Source organism: Thalassotalea sp. G2M2-11 (assembly GCF_017168195.1).
GTDB lineage: Bacteria > Pseudomonadota > Gammaproteobacteria > Enterobacterales > Alteromonadaceae > Thalassotalea_E.
Genome location: NZ_JADNYL010000002.1, coordinates 464,006 through 485,439 on the forward strand (window position 1 = coordinate 464,006; position 21,434 = coordinate 485,439).

Consider the following 21,434-nt stretch of genomic DNA (forward strand, 5'->3'; position numbering starts at 1 on the left):
AAAAAATCATTAAGATACAGAGAGTTGAAAAGTGAAATCACCAATGAATCTGGTGTAGAAAAATAATGAGGTTAATAAGAAGAGTAACTATAAGATCAGGTTAACGCTTATAGATGGCTTAAAAAACGGCATCCTGTTAATTAGCAACAACACGTTCAAATAACACATTGGGGTTCAGCGATCCCTTTAACCCCGTGGAGTTGATAGACAAAAACATCGCCAGCGTAAGGTTCTTTTGTAATCGTTGCATCACTGAGTGACTCTTTTGCCGTAGTGATAATTAACCAATCTAAGTGCTTTCCACCGATAGCAACACATGTAGGTTGTGAAACAGGCAATGCTAACTCAAGACTTTTATCACCCTGAGCGGTATATCGTACTATTTTTCCACCTCCCCAATGTGCACTCCAAACACCGCCTAAATGATCAACGGTAGCACCATCAGGAAAGCTATTATCAGGTGTTTTTGCAAATACTTTTTTATGACTAATTTTCGACGTTTGCGGATCAAAATTGTACTGATAAATTGTGCGTAACGGTGAATCACAATGATACATAGTCAGGCCATCAGGACTCCAACATAAGCTATTAGAAATGTTTATCTCCTCAATCATTGGTTGAATGTTTTGCGCCGAGTTCAACATATAAAGCGCACCACTTTGTTCACTGGTATATTTTTCTTCAACCATAGTGCCAGCCCAAAAACGCCCCTGTCGGTCAACACGACCATCATTAAAACGATTACCTCGGATATCGCGTTCTGGTTGAGATATCCAGGTCATTTCCTGAGTTTGGAGGTTATAACGTGCAATACCTTTAGCAAATGCGACAATCAATTCATGCTCACTATTGCTAAAGCCAAAACAGCCAACACGATCAGGCATCGCAAATGTTTTGAGCTTTTTATCTGCAATAGAAAAATTAAATAAGGTTGCTGTTTGAATGTCTGTCCACCAAATCGACTGGCTTTCAATATGCCATTGAACACCTTCACCTAGTACATTGCTCACAGGTATCCTAAAAAGTAAATCGCCAACACTAATTGTACTCATACATTTCTATGCTATTTAACGTATTGTTATTCAGATATAAAAAAGGTGCCTTAATTGGCACCTTAGATCAACTGGTTTAATGTCATTACGAGTTATTGATTCACTAATTCACTGACTTCAACCGAGGAAATAGCACTTGAGTAAATTCTCAATTCGTCGATTAACCCGTTAAATGGCGCGTCATCCCAATAATTAACTCCTAAGGTAAAGGTGCCTTCATTAACGGAGAAGAAATCATTAAGACCGGAACCTGACGCCTGCTCAATACCATTGACATAAATTTTCACCGAGCCATTATCAACGGTAAATGCTAAGTGAGTCCACTGGTCTAACGGTACCTTTGCCACTTGAGCATCGAACCAAACATCATTATTGTTACTCCACACGGTGGTTTCCTCATTCCACCAGTTTTGAAGTAAAAAGCTAACAAATTCACTGCCACTCAGTGCGCCAAAAAACACTGGTGTATGAACAGTTGTTGCTTCTGGGTTAACCCAAAAAGCCACCGAATATTGATAACTATTAATCAGGCCATCTGGCAATAAGATACCGGAAGTGCCATCTAGCCATAATGCTTGACCGTGAATGCCTTGCACATAGTTTACACTTCCTCCTTGCTCACCAATTTTTGCACCTATTACCGATGCTGTGGTGAAATTCCCCGTAGCTTCAGTTAAATCATCGTCAAAACGATAATGCGCACTTAACACACCAACTTGCGGCTCAACAACCTTGATTGCATAGCTCTTAACTAATTGTTGTCCATCGAGTGTGATCGTTGCTGTTAATGTCACCGTTTGCTCACCGGAGGATATTGGCGTGACAACTCCAGTAGCACTAATGATATCTGGGTTATCCGATGTCCAACTAATCGTCGCGTTAAGAGTACCTTCGGTTGGTAAATCTAATGAACCCTCAATGATTTCAACCGGTAACTCTATGCTGTCAGCGATTTTATTTAAAAAGTCTGTACTCGATTCACCCACTAACTTTGAGCCCCAAATAACAGAGTTATTCACTGATACTGCGCTAAATGTAGGTGTTAAAATCTTGAAGTTACTATCCCATTGCCATTTCATTACACCATCAAAATCACCAATACCATCGACCATTAGTTTAATACGGTCTGTATTCACTTCATCTAAGGTGAAAGTCCCGGTATGGCTCCCTGTAATAGTGCCATCATTGTTAAGCGTGAGATAAACCGATTGATGACCCGTTGTATTTGAATCATTACCATGATGAATAAAACGGTAATGACCGAAAAGGTCCCCTGCATCAACAATATTATCACCTTCGATTGGCGCATAACGATGAGGAGAAGCCGTTAACCAACCATCATCGGTAATAAACATTTCATGTACGCGAATTGAATGCTGCTCTCCTCGGTTTGGAAAGCGCGTATGAGTGATTAATAAGTGTTTACCTAACTCTTCATCATAATAAGCGGAGTTATGACCAGGAGATAAATACCCTTCATTCGTTCCTTCATCTCCCTGCTTGGCAACAAAAGTAAAGCCCCCCATTAATTTCACACCGTAGGGCGTTGGATCATTACCTCCAAAATTTGCCATATTATTACCAGCAGCATCAAGGTAAGGGCCTTCAGGTGTCCGCGATCGTGAAATACGAATATTGTAACCGCCATTGGCATTAAAACCGGCTAATGAAGTAAACAAGTAATAATAATCACTCACCGGACTATATAAAACATATGAGCCTTCATTGGCATGAAAACCTCCACCAGTCAATCGAGTACCATAGCCTTGTCCAGGCTTAGGTTTCGCCGTAGCCTCATCCATTTCTAACAACCAGATGCCACCAAAATGAGAACCATATGTCATCCATAAACCACCATTTTTATCGTAAAAAACATCTGGATCGATAACATTTGGCATTTGACCATCAATATAATTATCAATGCCTTCGGGTAAATCATCAGCAGTGACACTATCTAGCGTACCCGATTTAAGGAAAACACCCTTGTCAGTATATGGCCCTTCGATATTATCGGATACCGCCACACCTAAGTATGAATGTGGCATATTACATTCACCCGATGCAGGGTTTGCACAATGGTTATAATAGAAATAATATTTATTATCTGATAGTTGAATAACGTCTGATGCCCATGAACCTACATGACCACCTGTCCAACTGATCGCCTCGGGAAGCGCTTCGGCGTAGGAAGGAGAAAATAAAATACCATTAGAAAAATTGTCTCCTTCATTCATATATTGCCATTGCATTAAATCTGTTGATTTTGCTGCTGCAAGATGAGATCCAAACACATAATAAGTATCATTAGTCTTGATGATTGAAGGATCATGTACAGCTAAATCATTGTAATATAACGCCTGCTCATCAACTGTTGGATCTTCAACGGGAGTATATTTAATAGGGTCAGTTGGCTCACTTGGTTTTACAGGCACAACTGGTTGTTCTGTTGTTGTAGAATCACTTCCTCCGCCCCCACAAGCGGATAGCGTGAAAACACAAATTACCATCATTTCTAATATTCTAGGCTTTATCATTAACCTTTCCTTAATAACATTATGATGCTGTTCCATCGCTTACACACAAAGATGAAAAGCATACTTTTTACATGAATTATATTAATACCACTATTCATCATACGATAACACCAATAATATTTATTAAGCAACACTTACCATTATTAAAAATTAATAATACAATAATATTAATCAAATATATTTTCACTAATTATATTGACAAGGCTATTCATCATACAATAACATCATACTACATCAATATTATTGTATGATGAAATAATACGACTTTCACTGTATATCAACAGCAATAAAACTGATGTAATAGCCATCCCGCTGCAACTGCTTATAACAATAATTACGGGATAATTGAGAAACACAGGGGAATTTAATATGTTTAATAAAAACTATCTAGCTACAGCAATTTGTTGCGCGCTAGCTTGCCAATCAGTACAAGCTGAAGAAATAGAAAATGAAAAAGATTCAAAAGCAGAAAAGGAAGTTATTGAAGTTATTGAAGTTAAAGGCCTTCGATACAGTTTAAATAAAGCACTAAATATTAAGCGTCAGAATTTACAACTCGTTGATGCTATTGTTTCTGAAGATATTGGCAAATTTCCTGATAATAATGTTGTAGAAGCTTTGCAACGCGTCACTGGTGTTCAAGTCACAGATCGTGGTGCAGGTGAAGTATCTACGGTTTCTATCCGAGGTTTAAATGATGTTACAACGACAATTAATGGTCGTAATATCTTTACAGCTTCTGGTCGTAGTGTTGCTTTACAAGACATCCCTGCAAGTTTATTGCGCGGTGTAGATATATACAAAACTCGCTCTGCTAACTTAATTGAAAGTGGTATTGCTGGTGTAATCGACATTCACACCCAACGTCCTTTTGATTTTGATGACAGTAAAGTTGTGGTAGCTGCTCGAGCAATTCGTCAAGAAGAAGCAGGAAAAAGTGATCCTAATATCAGCATGTTATTAAGTGATCGTTGGCAACTCAATAACAGTGGTGAATTTGGTGCTTTAGTTAACGTTTCTTACGCGAAAACTAACTATCGTGATCAATCAATTACTCCTGGCGCAATGGTGCCTTTCGTTACACAAGCTGGCGGCGGCGGCTTTGGTCCATTAGAACGTTTATTTAGTGGTTGGCAAGCAGGTACTGAAGCGGGTTTACCTTCAGCAGCAGGTTCTACAATGCCACTAAATGGCGAAGAGGTAGAATATTATTTAGCTCGTGATGCTATTTTTGGTGCTGATGTTACCGGCGAACGTAAACGTCCAGCAGCAAACGTTGCCTTACAATTTGCACCTAATGATCAGTCAGAGTATATCTTTGAAGCATTTTATAATGGTTATCGCAACGAACAAACCACTTCATTACAGTTTTCATTTGCTGACTGGTGGGGTGATGCTGGTAGTTTGCCTGCCCCTGTATTATTTCCAGGCACTAACATTATTAAAGAGCGCTTAGTCAATAACCCATACGCTTTCACCAGCGGCGATAGCCTTGTAGGTAAAACAGACAGCTATGTATACGCACTTGGGGGTAACTGGGAAATTAGTAATAATTTAACCTTAAACTCTGAACTGGTGTATCAAAAATCAACATTTGAAGACGAATTTTTAGCGATGCGCTTTGATCGTGTTCATCATCAAATTGACGTTGATTTTAACGACTCTGATGGCTTACCTGCATTAACCTATATTGACAATCCAGCGACAGAAATTGACGAGAGCGATATTACCAACCCTGAACTATGGAATGTTGCTCAAATGTGGGATAACGGCTCAGAACGTCAAGGTAGTGCACTTACGTGGACCTTAGATGGCGAGTATCTTTTCGAAGATATGGGTTGGTTACAAAACGTCAAATTCGGTATCAACATTGACAACCGTAAAGCATATGAATCAAGCCGTGGCCAAGACAGTTGGTTAGGTGGTAATTTAGCCCAACACATTGCTGATGGTACATTTGGTGAAGACTTGTTAATGACATCATCAGGCTTCTTCAGCGAAGCGAGTAACTTTAATGACTCATGGATTGTAGCTGATGCTGACTACTTGTTTGGCAACACAGCCGATGTTCGTAATACCTATGGTCTAACAGAACAGGCATTATACAAAAACTTTGAAATAGATGAGAAACAAACCTCCCTCTATGTGATGACCGACTTTGCAACCGAAATTAACGGTCAGCCTTTAGATGGTCAAATCGGTGTTCGTTATGTTAATGCTAAAACTGACATGACCTTCAATAAGAAATCCGATGATTCAACAAGTTATGATGATGCTAGTGTGAGCTCAGTGTTACCTAGTTTAGCAATTCGCTACGGCATCACTGATGACATTAACCTACGTTTTACTTACGGTGAAACATTACGTCGTCCAGGCTTTGCTGACTTAAACTCTAATATTACCTATTTTGAAGACGTCACAAACATTGGTTACGGTACAGGCTCTGGCGGTAATCCAAACCTTAAACCAACAGAATCAACCAATATTGATTTAGCTGCTGAATGGTACTTTGCTGATACTAGCTCAATTTACGGGACAATTTTCAAACGTGATATCGATGGTTTTGTGATTGGTTTCCGTAATCGTCAGTACTATGCTGGTGATGCAGATATTGATGCAGGTGATTATGTTGTTAGCCAACCAGATAATGCGTCTGACGGTGAGTTAAAAGGTTTTGAAGTAGGTATGGTTTACTTCCCTGAAAACTTACCAGAATATCTTGATGGCTTTGGTATTCAAGCAAGTTATACCTCTTTGTCTTCATCACAGACGTTAGCATTAACGGATGATTCAGGTAATGTCGTAGGTGAAACCGAATCTGACTTACCAGGTGTATCTGACACTTCGTACAGCACAGTATTTATTTACGAAAAAGAAGATTTTGATATGCGATTATCTTACGTTTATCGTGAAGCCTTCTTTAATAATAATGAAGCTGCATTATTTGCTAACCCATTACAAGTTTGGCGTCGTCCTGAAACCAGTGTCGATTTTCAGCTAAGTTACGATGTTTCAGAAAACATGACTGTTACCTTTGATGCGACAAACTTAACCGATGAGTTAACACAGAGTTACTACGGTAAAGGTAACCAAAATACTCATAATTTTGGTAACGCAATACTTAGCCGCACCTTTGCTTTAGGTGTCCGTTATTCAATGTAAGTTAACCCATTGATTTATCAAAGCCCGTTGCTCACAACGGGCTTTTTTTTACATTAAAAAATTTCAGCTACGCCCTTAAAAAGCTGCAATGTTTTTTATGACGATAGATTAACAAGAGATAAAGGGAAGCTGGCTCAAGCGAACACTAAGCCATAGATCCTTTTTTAAAATAAACACGGATAAAGCAGCGTGACCAAATAAGCAAGTATAGGAAATAGAACAAATGAAAATGAGAACACTAGGTAAAACAGGGTTTAAAGTGTCTGAGATTGGCTTAGGTTGTTGGCAATTAGGCAATGATTTTGGTGAACTCACCGAAAACCAAGCGACTGATATTTTAGATACCGCGTCAGAAAATAACATTACTTTATGGGACACCGCTGACGTTTACGGAGCAGGCCTTAGTGAACAAAGAATCGGGCTTTGGTTAAAACAACACGATAAAAAACCACTTGTCATCACTAAAGTGGGTAGAGATGCTGCGCTATATCCTGATGGCTACACTAAAGAAAAAGTAAAACAAAATTTAATTTCTTCAATCAAACGCTTACAAGTGGAAGCATTAGATTTAGTACAATTACATTGTGTGCCTCCAGAAGTTTTATACGCTGGCGATTTACTTGCTTGGATGTCCGACTTTCAACAGCAAGGATTAATTAAACATTTTGGCGCCAGTGTCGAAAGTTTACAAGAAGCAGAGTTTTGTTTAACGCAATCCGACATTGCAAGCTTACAAATTATTTTTAATATTTTCCGCCAAGACGCAACAGAAAAGCTGTTTGAAAAAGCGGCTAACAATAATGTCGGCATTATTGTCAGGTTACCGTTAGCAAGCGGTTTACTGTCGGGTAAAATGTCTTCTGAGCGTGAATTTAGTGCCAATGATCACCGAAACTACAATAAAAATGGCGAACACTTCCACGTAGGCGAAACCTTCAATGGTTTACCTTTAACTAAAGGAGTGGAACTAGCCGAAAGATTAAAAACTCTATTACCAAGTGATCTGAGTTTACATCAGGTAGCCATGCGATGGATTTTAGATCAGCCGCAAGTGAGTACAATTATTGCCGGCACCACGAAAAAAGAGCAAGTCATTGCCAATGCTCAGATATCCAGCTTCCCTGAACTGTCAGCTGAATTACATCAACAACTTCATGACTTTTATTATGAGAATGTAAGGCAAAACATTCGCGGTGGTATTTAGTCACAATGCTTATTTAAAACGCTACTTATGTGAATAATACTTATGTGAATAAATCGTAACTAGATCAGTCAGATTCGACTAACAGGACTCAATCAAATCTGACATTGCTTCTGTGCCAAACTCGGCCGTTCACCACCGTAGTCTCTTGTTAGCTGTATTGTGCAATGATTTTTAGGTACTTATCTAAGTCACTTTGCTCTTTAGCTCTAACCGTGTGCACATATGAACGAGCAATTTTGATTAGTTCATTCTTACTTGGCGCTCCCTTTCCTGTGTATGCCTCCAATGGGTTCCAGATGTGTTTTATTGTGTTACAAGTACGACAAGATAAAGCATAATTTTCCGGGATATCTTTTCCGTTAGCAGAAGACGGAACAATATGGTCTGTTTGCCACTCTCTGTGACTATCCACAGAAGAAATAAGATTTTTATCGCAATAAGCACACTCAAAATTAAATTCTACCGCTAATTGTGCTTGTTCTTCTGACCAATCCCCAGTTGCTATCAACTCATCTTTTATTTTACTCATATACTCCATCCGTTTGAATACAGATAACGCCCGCATAAGGGGCTGATAATAGTTTGCTAAAATGTGAAGCGAAGCGGAACCGAGCAAACTGTTAGCAGTCCCGTGCTTAATGCGCTTGTTATGTGTATAGCGCTCTATTTACCATCCAGTATACAAAGTAACAATAAATAACAACACCTACCCAAGTTAAACACCAATTATAAAAACACCATTTTTCAGTAGTTTGATCTAATTTATCCAGTTTATATCTTCTGAGCCCAATGTAACCGATGAAAAAGCTCCATTTATTGGTGTCGTTCCAATAAAACTTTGGATTCCCTTCGCGTTGCAAAATATCAGGATAATGATTCTTAAGCCTTTTAATAAGAATAAACTCAAGAACACTTGATGTAATGAAAAATAATATAACGAAGGTTAGAAGCATAATCCTTTACACATAACAGCTTATTAGTGAGACCTTGCAAGGTATGCTACCTTGTAAGGTAGGAGATCACCTATGTATAGACGAACTAATAAAGCTTCAAAAATTTATCCTAAATCATACACTAATCGAAATAGTGGTAGATCACAACAACATAAAGACTTTGTAGCTCCTCAGGAAATTCCAGAGCTTAGGAGAGTGATCGAAATCACTGATTACGATAGTGGAGAACCTATTACTCATAAACTTGAGTTATATAAGTCAGATCGCATTGACTGCTATAAAGTCCTTGTCGATAGAAAGCTTTGGAAAAAGCGTATTGGATGGAGCAATATTTTAATAGGAATTAAAAAAGCACTCCTAGATTTACTAGAGAGTGAGCGTCTGTTGCTCTCACAGCCATAACTGCCTGTCAGATGAAATAAAAAACCTATTCGTTAAAACGGTAACATCAGATATGAGCTACTACAACTTATGAGTAATTCGTTAACTAGCTAAAGAATTACTCAAGCTAGTTAACATACTATTTCTAAATAGCGCTATTTATTCGCCCACGTTTTACCTTCTTCAGTACGGCGCCATTGAAAATATTGATCAAGCACTTCAAGTGACTGTCTATCAGGTACATCACCAATTTTAGGCTCTTTTTGAAAATACATCACTTTTTGATCTTTATCAGAAAACGCTGGCCATTTCAGCAGGTTTTTACCATTAGGGTTGCCGAACTTTGTGAAGTTTGTCCAGTAACTTGATATTGCGTCTGATAATTTTAAATCGGCTTGAGTTATCTCAGGATGTTGACTATCGATATGTTGAAATACGTAGGCGATATCTTGCCCATGCGGAGAACCGTAGTTGAATTTTAGAGAATCTTTTGGGTATTCAGGGTGTTGGTCGAATAAATATAGATAAGCAGGTGAGTTACCATTTTCTGCTTGTAGTTTCGCCCAGCTCCAAGTGTGCCAACCAAAAGCAGCATCTCGAATAAGATTTCGCCCCATTCGCGTTATTTTATTTTCAGCAATTGGATAAACATCAAGTAGCTTTTCAGCATAGGGGCCAAAACGTGTATTTATACCATTAACAAATGATGTGACATTATCATTCCAAAGAAAGCTGGCACCTTCATCAGAATTATAACCAACTAACACAGGGGTATCGTTAAACTTTCCTTGTTCATATAGTTCATATTGATCATCAGGAATCACAACGCCGTCAACAATTGGCCAGCCGCCAGGTAAAGACCAACCAGTAGGAATAAACTTTTCTGCTTCCAGCTTACGCAATTCAGCAATTGATGACACACCAAACTGTTTTACATACGCTACCCCTTCTGTTTCAGCCTGTTCGATTGAAATCATGTTTTCGCCAGGGTAACCCGTGCTACGGATAGGACCAAATGACCCTCCGCTTTGCGAAATAGCGCCATGAAATAGCCCTTTAGCCAATGGCGATGCGGTCAACAGACTTACTGAAATGCCACCCGCCGATTCACCCGCAATGGTCACTTTATTGGCATCGCCACCAAACGCGGTAATATTTTGTTTAACCCATTGCAACGCGGCAATCTGATCTAAAAGACCATAATTGCCAGACACATGATGGGGACTTTCAGCACTTAACTCTGGGTGCGCCAAAAATCCTAGCTGCCCTACTCGATAAGCAATAGTGACAACGACTACCCCTTTATTTGCTAAGTGGCGTCCATCAAAAATAGGATCTGATGAAGATCCAAAACTAAAACCTCCGCCATAAATCCATACGAATACCGGAACCTTCTCATCAGACGATTGCGCTGGCGTCCAAATATTAAGATACAAACAGTCTTCACTGATCCCTGAAACAGGATTACCGGCTTGAATAGGTGCTGGTGCATATTCAAATGCTTGTTTTATACCTTGCCATTTTTCAGCTGGTTGTGGCGCTTTCCAACGTAGTTCTCCTACGGGAGGTTTAGCAAAAGGAACACCTTTAAATACCGTTAAATTATCTATCGTTTGTCCTTGAATTATCCCCTGTTCAACGTTCACAATTTCCATGTTGTTAGCTTCTACAGCGAACGCATAAAACGAAATAACCATAAAGGTGCTAACCATTAACTTAGTTAACGTCTTCATGAAACACTCCTAAGTTTGGCGGAGTTGTCATTCATCAGTATTTTGCTCCTATTTAGCCGCTTGTGTGATCCCTTCAGAGGTCATAATAATTCGCTTAATACTGCCATCGGGATTGTATTCTAATTTATCAACGGCAACAGAACGGCGATATCGGCCACCAGCACCAATCGCCGAATCATGTTGAATTGCTCCATTGTGATAAATAAAATAATCTTTGCCTTTAAACGTTATGATTGATTGGTGGTTAGTTTCGCTATTACCCGCGATTTCATTTAATAAACCTTTGTACTCCCAAGGCCCATGAATACTTTTGCTCATGGCATAATGAATGGTTTCAGGAAAGCCACTGGCATATGAGAGATAATAATATTCCCCTTTTTTATGTAGCCAAAGGGCTTCGGTAAAGTGAGGTAAATCAAGCACTTTTATCTCACCATCAAGCTCAATCATATTGTCTTTTAACTTAACGTATTTAGGTACTAAATTACCAAAAAACAGATATGCTTCACCGTTTTCTTCAATGAAAACAGCCGGATCAATATCGTCCCAATCGTTCTTAGTGTGCGTGGTCATATCATTAGTAATTAACGCACTGCCACGAGCGTCTTTAAACGGACCAAACGGTGTATCTGCGGTGGCAACACCAATGGCAAAACCTTTTTTATCGTGCTGATATACCGAGGTATAAAAGTAGAATTTTCCATCGCGCTCAACCATATGAGCCGCCCATGCATGTTGTTTTGCCCATTTAAAATCTGTCACTTTCATGATCGGCCCATGGGCTTGCCAATTCACCATGTCGGTTGACGTAAACAATAACCAATCATTCATTTTATAAAATGTATTGTCGGTATCTTCGTCATGTCCGGTGTATAAATAAACGGTACCATTGTGCACAATAGCGGCAGGATCTGCTGTGAATACCTTATCTGTGATCGGATTTTTTGCTAATGCCGGTGTATTAAAAGCAACACCTGTGATTAACGTAGCACACAGAAAGTGGCCAAGTAGCTTTTTCATATTGTTACCTTACTTGCGCTAAGATGAACGCTCATTAATTAGTATTAAAGGATTAGTTAACCGGCTCAACGATGCCTTTAGACGTCATGATAATCGGCTCAATGGTACCGTCAGGGTTATATTTCAATTCATCTACCGCAACTGCACGGCGAAATTCACCACCGATACCTATTGGTGAATTATGTTGGGTGGCGCCAGTGTGATAAATAAAATAACTTTTTTCTTTAAAAGCAATAATAGATTGATGATTGGTATTGCTGTTACCAGCAACTTCATTTAACAGGCCTTTATATTGCCACGGGCCGTGAATGCTTTTACTCATGGCATAATGAATGGTTTCAGGTAATCCGCTAGCATAACTTAAATAATAATTATCATCTTTCTTATGTACCCATAACGCTTCGGTAAAGTTTGGCAGATCAATCACTTTAATTTCACCGTCAAGCTCAATCATATTGTCTTTTAACTTCACGTACTTGGGTACAGAATTGCCAAAGAACATATAGGCATCACCATTTTCTTCAATAAAAATGGCGGGGTCGATATCATCCCAGTTAATTGGACTTTGCGTGGTCATATCATTGGTTAATAACGCACTGCCACGCGCATCTTTAAAAGGCCCTGTTGGGCTATCGGCAACCGCAACACCAATAGCAAAGCCAGGCTTATCGCCTTTATCGTAATAGACCGAGGTATAAAAGTAGAACTTATTATCACGCTCGATCATATGGGCCGCCCATGCTGAATGTTGTGCCCATTTAAAGTCAGTTACTTTTAAGATTGCCCCATGGGCTTGCCAATTAACCATATCCTTAGAAGAGAAGAGCAACCAATCGTTCATAACAAAACCGGCTTTTCCCGCTTCTTGCTCATCATGACCGGTATATAAGTAAACCGTGTCTTTATATACGATAGCTGCAGGATCAGCGGTAAAGACCGTATCTATAATAGGATTTTTAGCGACACTCAAAGCGCTATAGCTTAAACAGCCACATAAAAGAGCGGTAATTATACTTTTCATAAAGCATCCTTTATCTATAAAAAAGTGCTAATGAATTATTAGCACTTATAACTTTTAACGAAACTCAAATGGATTAGTTAGCAACACGAAAATAAAACTGTTGATAAATCGTATCTTTCCAAACTTCTTGGATAATATTGTCATTATTGTCAATCGACTGACCGGCCACTTTTAATGATAAACCGTGAATTCTAGACACCATACGCAATGCGCCATTTTTCAATAACTCAAAACGCCATTCACTTTCAGGTTTTTGGCAATCATCTTGAGCAATATTGCCAGCAATTTCTACTTTACCCTCATTAACATTTTGTACGGCTAAACAATAACCCGAGTTAAGTGATTTAAACTGGTAATAGCCATTATTTGTTGGTGTAGCCTGCCATTTTTGACACGCTGAATTGGTAAATGCATGTTGATTGATATTGGCGTTAACTTCTGAGCTACAGCCTTCTACTGAAATGACTTTACCGCTTAACGCATTAATCATGGCAAAGGTAGATACTGGCTCCAAACGCCAATCAGTACAGGCATGAATTTTATTTTCGCCGGTCACCACGCTATTTTCTTGGCTAGCACAGTTATTCACTTGTAAATTACGAATCGATTGTTCGTTAGCAAAACGCACCCAGCCATTATTTGACGCATCAATTGACCAGCGCTGACAAGTATTGGCCTGCCATGGTTGCGATACCACCGCGCCACCTTGCTCAGCTAAGCAAGCTTGCTCAGTTAAAAAGTTACCCGAGTGATTAACTAATCGATAATAACCATCGTTAGCAGGATCAATCACCCATTCACTATTATCACTTTCACAAGCACCTGTGATGGTATTGCCTTGCAAATCAGTTAATAAACATAACGATGATTGACGATCAACAATGCGATACTTAACACCTTCAACCTGAGCGGTTAATGGCCCACTTTCACCACTAGGTACATTGATTTGTTTTTTATCAGCGGCTGGCTCGCCAAAATTAGGTAAACCAGTGTCTTCATTCCAAGTAAAGGGTTGAGCGCGGGCGGCACGGGTTCCACTACAACCATCGGTTGGCGATGAATTACCATGGTAAATTAACCACTCTTCACTGCCATCTGGTGAGCTAAAGAAACCATGATGGCCTGGGCCATAAACCCCATTGCCTTTGCTAAAAAACGGCTTATCATATTTAGTCCATGACTCAACTTTTAATGGGTCATCACCGGTTAATTCAACAACCGCTAACTTATAATCTTCGGTATTACAAAAGCTCGCTGAATGTACAATAAAGGTGCGCTCATTATGCTTAATAATTTCAGGGCCTTCGTTAACATTTAATCCTGATTTTTCCCAATCATATGTTGGCCGCGTAATAACACTACGCTCACCTTCTAAAGTCCAAGGATTGGTCATTTTTGAAATTAAGTTAACTTGGTCATCACCATGCCATTCAGACCATAAAAAATACAAACCATCATCATGCTCAAAGTAGCTGCCATCAATGTTCCAATGATCTTTCATTGGCGTGCCTTTATATTGATACGGACCCATAGGATCCGAACCAGCACTTTCTAAAATATGGTTACGTTGGCCATCAAAGTTTTCAGCCACACCGGCGGTATAAATAACATACCAACGTAAACCTTCAGGACGCTGTAATGGAAAGAATTCAAACGCCCAAAAATTACAACAACGATCCGCTTGATCGCCGGTCCAAATATTATGCGCAGGCGCAGATGCTAACCCTTCAATTGTGGGTGACTTTCTCATCACTAATTCTGATGTCCACGTTGTCGTGGTTAAATAATAATTACCATTGAAGTAATGCATCCATGGATCAGCGCCATTACGAAATAATGGGTTGGCAAAGGTATCACTTGCTATTTTTATGTTCTCAGGAGCACTTGGTTTCACCAAGTTTGTATTTTGTTGGCATGCCGTCAGCAACACACTAAGTGCTATCAATAGCAGTGCTAGATAGTTATTAGCTGTAAAAGATGAGTCTCTATTCATTTTATCTTCTCTATTTTATTTTTTTACCGTACTGATGTACGTATTTAATACATTAGGATCAACTTGCGGCCAGCCTGAGTCTGTCCAAGTCATCTCAGCTATTTTTAATTTTTGTAATCCTTTATCTGCCGACTCATACGCATGAAAGACAAGATAATCTTTACCGTTGATTTGATAGGCACTGTTATGTCCTAAACCAGGCCAAGCTTTTGTTCCTTTTAATAAAATAGAACCGCCACCAGCAGATAAATCTCGACCATCTTTGTCTAAATAAGGGCCAGTAACGGATTTTGAGCGCCCCATAGCTAAATGGTAAGTACTATCATCTGCTCGACAACATAAACCATATGAAACAAACAAATAGTAATAGTCATCCTTTTTATAAATAAAAGGCGCTTCTATTTGTGCGTTGCCAGGCTCAGCTTCGTCAGTAAAAGGGTCACGTGCTAATTTTGCAATAGTCGCCCACTGTTGTGGCTCGGCAATAGACAGTAAATCATCACTGAGTTTGACTATTTTTAGCCCTCCCCAAAAAGAACCAAAGCTCATCCAAGGAGTGCCTTGTTGATCAAATATGATATTAGGGTCAATTGCATTAAATGAGTCACGGTGAGGTATCGATTGCAACACTATCCCTTTATCTTGCCACTGGTAATCGGGCGAATTGGTATCTAAGGTTTTATTAACTGTTACGCCGATAGCTGAAGTATTTTTACCAAACGCTGAAACTGAATAATAAAGGTAAAATAAGCCATCGTGTTCAATAACGTCTGGCGCCCATAAATGCCCATTAAAACTTGAGGAGACAGTTTTTGCCCATTCTGGTTCTGATTTAAATGCTTGATCTGAATAATGCCAATTCACCAAATCACTCGATTGGTAGATAGTAATACCTGGGCCAGTACTAAATAGATAATACTGTCCATTTTCTTGAGCAATCACTGGATCATGAATATCTAATTGCGGCAAGGTTTCGGCTTGACAACCAAAGGTGCTAACAGAAAAGAGCATTAAGGTAATTAATCGCTTAACGCTTACTTTCCACTGAGTAAATATAGATAAAATCAAATCGCTATCCCCTAAAAATTTAAACATTTCACTTAAAGTACTATTGTATGATGATTATATCTAGCATATTATTATCATTAAAAGGCACTGTCCAGTATTTATTAAAATGACTATTAGTGCCGCTAAACAATATATTAAAAAGGTATGTAGATGAGCGCGCATAAACTTTCAGTGCTAGAAAAAGTCGGTTTCGGATCGGGAGATATGGCAGTCAATGTTGTGATGTCATCGATGATGTTAATCATCACTTTCTTTTATACTGATGTATTTGGTTTACATCCTGCCGACTTAGGTATGTTACTTTTATCTGTTCGCCTAGTGGATGCAATTACCGACCCACTTATGGGAGTGATAACCGATAAATATACCACCCGATGGGGCAGATATCGTCCTTACTTTTTAATTATGGCTATTCCTTTTGGTATCGCTGTATTTCTTACCTTTAGTACGCCTGATTGGGATTACAACAGCAAGCTAGTATGGGCTTACGCAACATACATTCTAGTGACGGTTATGTTTACTGTAGTAACCATCCCTTATATTTCTATTATTGGAGTGTTAACTGATTGTCCAAAAGAACGATTGTCGGCCAATGGTTATCGTTTGTTTTTTGCTAAAGTTGCAGCATTTTTAGTGACAATTATTGTCCCAATGCTAGCCGAATATTGGGGCGGTGATGATATTGCCTCTGGCTATCAATTCGCGATGGGTTTGATGGCAGCAATGGCGTCTTTATTGTTTATTTTCTGCTTTTTTACTACCACTGAACGTGTCGCGTATAAAGTTGAAAGCAAAACATTTATTCAACAAGTCAAATTATTATTACGTAATGACCAATGGCTCATACTCTGCGCGATTTGCGTCGTAGGTACTATTGGCTATGTTATTCGTGGTTCAGTTGCAGCTTATTATGCGAAATATTATCTAGGTGGTAATGCAGCAATGTTATCTGCATTTTTATCAACAGGGGTTGCTGCAGCAATAATTGCCATGGTTGCATCAACATGGATCACGAAACGCTATTGTAAGCTAAAACTATTTAGATACAGTCAGTTAGCCGTAGGCGTATTAAGTGTAGTGATGTATTTTGCCGTACAACCAGGTGATGTTATGTTGGCCTTTATCCTCTACTTCGCCTTGTCATTTGTTGTGGATTTACACGCCCCTATTTTCTGGTCAATTATTTCAGAATCCGTGGATTACGGCACACAAAAAACAGGGCAACGCGTTTCAGGTTTAGCCTTTGGTGGCATTTCATTTGCTCAAAAAGCAGGTATGGGCTTAGCCGGTTTTATTGTTGGTTTACTATTAACCTATTTTAATTATCAAGCTGATCAAGAGCAAAGTGCGTTTACCTTAACTGGTATCGCGTTAATGCTTTCTATAATACCTGGTGTGTTTCACACGCTCATGGGGTTGCTAATGTTTAAATACAAAATTACCAACCAAAAATATGAGCAAATTAAAAATGATTTGGCGACACGTTCTGAAACTGACATAGAAACCGCGCCTCCCTCAATCAAGACTGATGGTTCAGCACCATCAGCTATTATTTAACTTTAATTGGAGTCGATTGTGACATTACTCACCCCATTAATTGAACAACGTGCAGATCCGTTTATTTATAAACACACTGATGGTTATTATTATTTTACCGCCTCAGTTCCTGCTTATGATCACATTGAATTACGCCGCGCTAAAACTATTGCAGGTTTAGCAGATGCACAAACAGTAAATGTCTGGCAAAAGCCAGAAACAGGCCCCTATTCCGACCTGGTATGGGCACCAGAGATCCATTTTAATCAAGGTGCTTGGTATATTTATGTTGCTATTGCCCCAAGCCGTGAAATAAAGGACGACTTATTCCAGCATAGAATGTATGTATTGCGTTGTACTGACGATAATCCGCTAACGGGTCACTGGGAGTTTTTAGGTCAGCTAGATACCGGCATGGACACCTTTTGTTTAGATGCAACAACCTTTACCCATAAAGGCCAGCTTTATTACTTGTGGGCACAAAAAGAAACAGGTATTCAAGGAAATAGTAACCTGTATATTGCCAAAATGGATACACCAGATCGCATAAGCTCAACACCTGTGATGTTAACTAAACCCGAATTACCATGGGAAATCATTGGCTTTTGGGTAAATGAAGGGCCTGCCGTGTTACAGCGTAACGGCAAAGTATTTATTACCTATTCTGCCAGTGCCACCGATGAAAACTATAGCATGGGCTTATTAACCGCAGATGATGATGCTGACTTGTTAGATCCCTCAAGCTGGTCAAAATCACAAGAGCCAGTATTAAAAAGTTGTTTTGAACATGATGTCTACGGTGCTGGACACAACAGCTTTACCGTATCAGAAGACGGTAACGATGACATTTTAGTTTATCACGCTCGTACCTACACAGAGATTGAAGGCGACCCACTTTGGGATCCAAATCGTCATACTTATGTAAAAATTCTCCGTTGGGATGAAAATGGTTTACCACTATTCGGTAAGCCGTCACTGCAAGAATAACCCCCTAGTAATGAGTCCCCCGATTATAAAAGTCGGGGGATCATTTGCGGTAGCGTTTCACTATTTTCAAGGCGAAGGTCTAGTATGCCATTAATGTTTAGAACAAATGTTGTGAGCAAGTTCTCGATAACTTATTTAGCAAGTTTCATCATGATCACGCTCTGTTTCCCCTGCTTTTCACAAGAAAACACTCGTTCGACAGCAATTACCACTGTGCCATTAACCGATGTAAAAATTACGGGAGGGCCGTTTTTTCGGGCACAACAGACCAATATAAACTACTTACTTAAAATGGATCCTGAAAGGTTATTAGCACCTTACCGTCGTGAAGCCGGATTGCCTTCAACGGTTGAAAGTTACCCTAATTGGGAAAATACCGGATTAGATGGTCATATTGGCGGTCATTACTTATCGGCATTATCACTCGCCTACGCTGCCACCGGTGATAAAGAAGTACTTCGTCGGTTAACTTATATGGTCAACGAATTAGACAAATGTCAGAAAGCCCATGGCAATGGCTACTTAGGTGCCATACCCAATGGAACAAAAATTTGGCAACAAATTGCTAATGGTGAGATTGAAGCTGATTTATTTACCTTAAATAACGGCTGGGTTCCTTGGTACAACGTACATAAAGTGTTTGCCGGCTTACGTGATGCGTTTTTATATACCAATAATACGCAAGCAAAAGCGATGTTAATTGCTTTTAGTGACTGGATATTAACACTAAGCAGTAAGTTAACCGATCAACAAATACAACACATGTTACGAACGGAATATGGCGGGATAAACGAAACCTTAGCAGACGTTTATGCGATTACCGGAGAAGAACAATATTTACAATTGGCTAAACGCTATACCGACTTAGATTTATTAAATCCGTTATTGAAAAAGCATGACCAATTAACGGGCTTACATGCCAACACCCAAATACCTAAAATTGTTGGTGTCGCTCGCATTGCGCAATTAAATAATAATGCAACCTGGTTAGACAGCGCCGATTATTTTTGGCAACAAGTGGTAGCTAAACGCAGCGTGTCTATTGGCGGCAATAGTGTTCGTGAACATTTTCACCCAAGCGAAGATTTTACCAGCATGATAAAAGAGGTTGAAGGACCTGAAACATGTAACACCTACAACATGTTAAAACTTTCAAAACTATTGTATGAAAACAAACATGACCTACAGTATATCGACTATTACGAGCGCGCTCTTTACAATCATATTCTGTCATCGCAGCACCCTGTTCATGGTGGCTTAGTCTATTTTACTCCAATGCGCCCCAATCACTATCGCGTCTATTCTGCACCTGAACAAGGCATGTGGTGCTGTGTCGGTTCTGGTATTGAAAACCACTCAAAATATGGCGCGATGATTTATGCGAGTCGGGAGGATGATTTTTATATTAATCTCTTTGTCGACTCAGAGGTGTATTGGCGCAATAAAAACATCAAGCTTTCGCAACGTACCCAGTTCCCAGATAATGAAAACAGTACCGTACACATTCATAACGCAGGTAAATTTTCACTAAACATTCGCTACCCTGCGTGGGTAACGGCAGGGCAACTGTCCATTTCTGTTAATGATCAAGCAGTTGATATGACCGCTAGCCCGGGTGAATATATACAAATTAATAGAACATGGAGTCAGGGCGATGTTGTCTCAATTCATTTACCAATGCACACCAGTGTAGAGCCGCTACCCGATCAATCAAATTACTACTCCATTTTACATGGTCCCATTGTTTTAGCGGCCAAAACAACGCCTTTTGACAATGAAAAACTAAATTTTATCGCAGATAGCAGCAGAATGGGGCATATTGCTCAAGGCCCTGTTTGTCCAACAGATAAAGTGCCAGTATTTTTAAGTAATGCTGATAGCTTTATCAATAAAATTAAACCTGTTGTTGATTCTCCGTTAACTTTCACTACAGGACAAGCCGCTACGAATCAAGAATCTCCGTTAACCTTGATCCCTTTTTTTAGACTGCATGACAGTCGCTATACCCTTTATTTCCCACAAAGTTCGCCGGCACAATGGCAAAAAGAAAAACAAAAACTCGTCTTAGAAGCACAAGCAGAAATAGCGTTAGCTGAACGTACCTTAGATCATGTTCAACCTGGTCAACAACAACCCGAATCAGACCATTTTTTTCAAGCACAACAAAGTGAAGCGGGATTAAATGGTACCAAACATTGGCGCCATGCCCGAGGTTGGTTCAGCTACTTAATGCAGGTTAAAGGCGAGCAATCAGTGACCTTACAGCTAACTTTTTATGGTTTGGACAAAGATCGCAACTTTGATGTATTCATTGATGACAAATTGTTATCAACGATTAGTTTAACAGGGACAAAAGGCGCGGTTTTTTATCATGAGAATATTGATATTCCCGCCCATCTGATAACAGATCCAACTAAACCATTTAGATTAACATTCAAAGCAAAAGAAAACTCAATTGCTGGCGGTATTTACGGTATTCGTTTACTCAAAAAGTAAATGTTTTATCAAGACCGTGAATATCGCTATCAAGTGAACAAGATTTTGTTTTTTATTCAATAGCGCACAGCCGCCAACGCTCGCTAATTCATTATCAACGCTTTATTCAAAGCGTTGATTTACATTCTTATTTGTCTTCTGTCTTTATTTTTCAGCATTATCATCCGCCTTGTTCCACCGGTCAAAAAACAGTCATTGTTATTATTTTAGTATAATACTACAATATATTAAGTTGGTTGATATTCAACCAACTTTGACAAGTAATAACAATTAATCAAAACAAAAATAACGCAG

The 21,434-nt window shown here is 39.3% G+C and carries 14 protein-coding genes; 6 read left to right on the top strand and 8 right to left on the bottom strand.

What is annotated here, in order from left to right:
- Nucleotides 1-155: 155 nt before the first annotated feature.
- Together IV514_RS07985 and IV514_RS07990 are read right to left on the bottom strand one after the other, a co-directional pair.
- Complete coding sequence (locus IV514_RS07985) at nucleotides 156-1,052, bottom strand: SMP-30/gluconolactonase/LRE family protein (RefSeq protein WP_206484422.1); 897 nt, start codon at nucleotides 1,050-1,052, stop codon at nucleotides 156-158.
- A gap of 92 nt (nucleotides 1,053-1,144) precedes the next feature.
- Entirely contained in the window at nucleotides 1,145-3,586 is a 2,442-nt protein-coding gene (locus tag IV514_RS07990) for a LamG-like jellyroll fold domain-containing protein (RefSeq protein WP_241242252.1), read from the bottom strand.
- 369 nt (nucleotides 3,587-3,955) lie between these two features.
- Here IV514_RS07990 and IV514_RS07995 point away from each other — a divergent pair, with 369 nt between their 5' ends.
- Complete coding sequence (locus tag IV514_RS07995; protein ID WP_206484424.1) at nucleotides 3,956-6,748, top strand: TonB-dependent receptor; 2,793 nt, start codon at nucleotides 3,956-3,958, stop codon at nucleotides 6,746-6,748.
- A 223-nt stretch (nucleotides 6,749-6,971) separates the two neighbouring features.
- Nucleotides 6,972-7,952, top strand: coding sequence for an aldo/keto reductase (locus IV514_RS08000; protein WP_206484425.1), 981 nt, complete (start codon nucleotides 6,972-6,974; stop codon nucleotides 7,950-7,952).
- A gap of 148 nt (nucleotides 7,953-8,100) precedes the next feature.
- Here IV514_RS08000 and IV514_RS08005 read toward each other — a convergent pair whose 3' ends face one another.
- Complete coding sequence (locus IV514_RS08005; RefSeq protein ID WP_206484426.1) at nucleotides 8,101-8,481, bottom strand: HNH endonuclease signature motif containing protein; 381 nt, start codon at nucleotides 8,479-8,481, stop codon at nucleotides 8,101-8,103.
- Between the two features lie 496 nt (nucleotides 8,482-8,977).
- Here IV514_RS08005 and IV514_RS08010 point away from each other — a divergent pair, with 496 nt between their 5' ends.
- Complete coding sequence (locus IV514_RS08010; protein ID WP_206484427.1) at nucleotides 8,978-9,307, top strand: hypothetical protein; 330 nt, start codon at nucleotides 8,978-8,980, stop codon at nucleotides 9,305-9,307.
- A gap of 134 nt (nucleotides 9,308-9,441) precedes the next feature.
- Here IV514_RS08010 and IV514_RS08015 read toward each other — a convergent pair whose 3' ends face one another.
- The 5 genes from IV514_RS08015 to IV514_RS08035 all read right to left on the bottom strand — a co-directional run bounded on the left by IV514_RS08015 (nucleotide 9,442) and on the right by IV514_RS08035 (nucleotide 16,064).
- Nucleotides 9,442-11,019: a carboxylesterase family protein gene (locus IV514_RS08015; protein ID WP_206484428.1), complete on the bottom strand. Its 1,578-nt coding sequence runs from the start codon at nucleotides 11,017-11,019 to the stop codon at nucleotides 9,442-9,444.
- Between the two features lie 48 nt (nucleotides 11,020-11,067).
- Nucleotides 11,068-12,039, bottom strand: coding sequence for a glycoside hydrolase family 43 protein (locus IV514_RS08020; protein WP_206484429.1), 972 nt, complete (start codon nucleotides 12,037-12,039; stop codon nucleotides 11,068-11,070).
- A 52-nt stretch (nucleotides 12,040-12,091) separates the two neighbouring features.
- The gene (locus tag IV514_RS08025; RefSeq protein ID WP_206484430.1) at nucleotides 12,092-13,060 is read right to left on the bottom strand and encodes a glycoside hydrolase family 43 protein; all 969 of its coding nucleotides are present in this window, start codon (nucleotides 13,058-13,060) and stop codon (nucleotides 12,092-12,094) included.
- Between the two features lie 73 nt (nucleotides 13,061-13,133).
- Nucleotides 13,134-15,053 (bottom strand): family 43 glycosylhydrolase, encoded by a 1,920-nt coding sequence (locus tag IV514_RS08030; RefSeq protein WP_206484431.1) that lies wholly within the window; start codon nucleotides 15,051-15,053, stop codon nucleotides 13,134-13,136.
- Nucleotides 15,054-15,068: 15 nt separating this feature from the next.
- Nucleotides 15,069-16,064, bottom strand: a complete 996-nt coding sequence (locus IV514_RS08035; RefSeq protein WP_206485283.1) for an arabinan endo-1,5-alpha-L-arabinosidase — start codon at nucleotides 16,062-16,064, stop codon at nucleotides 15,069-15,071.
- Between the two features lie 207 nt (nucleotides 16,065-16,271).
- On the opposite strand from IV514_RS08035, the gene IV514_RS08040 reads away from it, so the two are divergent.
- From IV514_RS08040 to IV514_RS08050, 3 genes are all read left to right on the top strand, one after another.
- Complete coding sequence (locus IV514_RS08040; RefSeq protein WP_206484432.1) at nucleotides 16,272-17,678, top strand: MFS transporter; 1,407 nt, start codon at nucleotides 16,272-16,274, stop codon at nucleotides 17,676-17,678.
- Nucleotides 17,679-17,696: 18 nt separating this feature from the next.
- Nucleotides 17,697-18,644 carry a family 43 glycosylhydrolase gene (locus IV514_RS08045; protein ID WP_206484433.1) on the top strand — a complete coding sequence of 316 codons (948 nt, stop codon included), beginning with the start codon at nucleotides 17,697-17,699 and terminating at the stop codon, nucleotides 18,642-18,644.
- A 150-nt stretch (nucleotides 18,645-18,794) separates the two neighbouring features.
- On the top strand, nucleotides 18,795-21,140 hold the full coding sequence (locus IV514_RS08050; RefSeq protein WP_206484434.1) for a glycoside hydrolase family 127 protein: 2,346 nt from the start codon (nucleotides 18,795-18,797) through the stop codon (nucleotides 21,138-21,140).
- The last annotated feature ends 294 nt before the right edge of the window (nucleotides 21,141-21,434 follow it).